This window comes from Mycobacterium sp. ABE4_509 (assembly GCF_056160785.1).
Window position 1 is genome coordinate 1 of record NZ_JBSWXU010000283.1, and the last position, 1,881, is coordinate 1,881.

Consider the following 1,881-nt stretch of genomic DNA (forward strand, 5'->3'; position numbering starts at 1 on the left):
ACCCTTGATCTCGACACCCCAGCCCAACGCCTATCTGCTCTGCTCAGCCAAGCCGCCTAAGCCCGTGTTGCACTAACCACTTGACTTTGGGCGCTTTGAGGCTACGGGGAGTGCACGTTCGCGGGCTCAGAAGCCGTGCCGGCACTCGCGCAGCGGGATCCGCCCGTCCCGGGCCAGCACCCCTTCCGCGCGCAGCAGTTCCAGCTGCCTCGTCGCGAGGTGCACCGCGGGCCTGCCTGACGCCGGAACCACCCGGTGCCAGGGGAGGTCCGAGGAATCGGTGCGCATGATCCAGCCGACGATGCGCGGGCTGGAGAGATCGGCTGCCGCGGCGAGGTCTCCGTAGGTCGCGACCTTGCCGGGCGGGATCGCGGCGACGAGCCCCCGCACCCTTTCGACCTGCTCGTCGGTGATCGCGGCCACGGTCAGCTCAGCTGGGCGCGAATCACCGCGGCGGTGTCGGCGGGCAACGCCTGGGCGACCATGTGGTCGCAGTTCCACTCCAGCAGCGTGAAATCCGGCCCGAGTCGCTCGGCGAGCCCGCTGATCAGCTCCGCACGGGCATAGGGCGGGTCGACCTTCGTCGCCCGCACCAGGGTTGTCCGGATGCCCTTCGGCGGCAGGACGATCGGGCGCGCCAGCTCACTCCAGTACGACATCATCGCCGGAACGCTGATCCGCCATCCGCTGCGACCGTTGGGCAGCGTCACCAGGTGTTCGTCGAGTTCGCGCTCCAACTCGCCGGGGTCCACCTCACCCCAGGAGCCGTCGGCCTTCTCGGCCCGCGCCTCCGCGCGATCGGTGTAGTCCGGTGAGACGAACATGGCGTCGGCGACCTCGCGCATCCGGTCACCGTCGAGGCCGACCGCCGGGTCCAGCAGCACCAGCCCGGCCACCAGATCCGGCCGGGTGGCGGCCAGGCTCAGCGCGATCGCGCCGCCGAAAGAGTGTCCGACGACGACGGCCGGGTCGCCGCCGGATGACTCGAGCACGGATGCCAGTGCTGCGACGTTGGCCTCGATCGTCCACGGTGCCGCCCAAGTCGAGCGGCCGTGTCCGATGAGATCCGGCGCGGCCACCGCGACGTCGGGCAGGTGCCGGTCGGCCAGGGTCATCCAGCGTTGCCCGTGCCCGGTCAGACCGTGCACGGCCAGCAGCTGCGGGGGGCGGGCCGGGCCGAAGCGGCGCACCAGGAGATCGGTCACCGAAGCGATGCTGCCAGGCGCCGCAGCGCGGGGCCAAGTTGTCGGACCCCCGTGGTGTCATGCCCTCATGACTGCACCGCCGGCCGAACTTACCGCTGACGCGCTGGCCCGCCCGGACCTGCGTGGCACGGTCCGCGTGGTGGGTGGTCCCGGCACCGGCAAGACCAGCCTGCTCATCGACACCGCGGCGGCCCGTCTGGCCGCCGGCGCCGATCCGGAATCGGTTCTGCTGCTGACGGGTTCGGCGCGGCTGGGCGCCTCGGCGAAAGCGGCGACCACGGCCAGGCTGTTGTCGGTGGCGGGCAACGCGGTGGTCCGTGAGCCGTTGGTGCGCACGGTGCACTCGTATGCGTTCGCGGTGCTGCGCCTGGCCGCGCAGCGCAACGGCAGTCCGCCACCGCGGCTGATCACCGGTGCCGAGCAGGACGGCATCATCCGTGAGTTGCTGGCCGGCGACGTCGAGGACGGTGACGCCTCGCCGGTTCGTTGGCCGGCGCCACTGCGGCCCGCGCTGAGCACCGCTGGTTTCGCCACCGAGCTGCGCGATCTGCTGGCCCGCTGCAACGAGCGGGGGATCGATCCGGCCGCCCTGCAGCGCCTGGGCCGCCGGGCCGGCCGCCCCGAGTGGCAGGCGGCCGGCCGCTTCGCGCAGGCCTACGAGCAGATCATGTTGCTG

The 1,881-nt window shown here is 71.9% G+C and carries 3 protein-coding genes; 1 reads left to right on the forward strand and 2 read right to left on the reverse strand.

What is annotated here, in order from left to right:
- Positions 1-126: 126 nt before the first annotated feature.
- Both ACXAID_RS27950 and ACXAID_RS27955 read right to left on the reverse strand, forming a co-directional pair.
- Positions 127-423 (reverse strand): MGMT family protein, encoded by a 297-nt coding sequence (locus ACXAID_RS27950; RefSeq protein WP_475025413.1) that lies wholly within the window; start codon positions 421-423, stop codon positions 127-129.
- A 2-nt stretch (positions 424-425) separates the two neighbouring features.
- On the reverse strand, positions 426-1,205 hold the full coding sequence (locus ACXAID_RS27955; protein WP_475025414.1) for an alpha/beta fold hydrolase: 780 nt from the start codon (positions 1,203-1,205) through the stop codon (positions 426-428).
- 67 nt (positions 1,206-1,272) lie between these two features.
- On the opposite strand from ACXAID_RS27955, the gene ACXAID_RS27960 reads away from it, so the two are divergent.
- Positions 1,273-1,881: UvrD-helicase domain-containing protein (locus tag ACXAID_RS27960; RefSeq protein ID WP_475025415.1), on the forward strand; the 609-nt coding region annotated here is incomplete at its 3' end.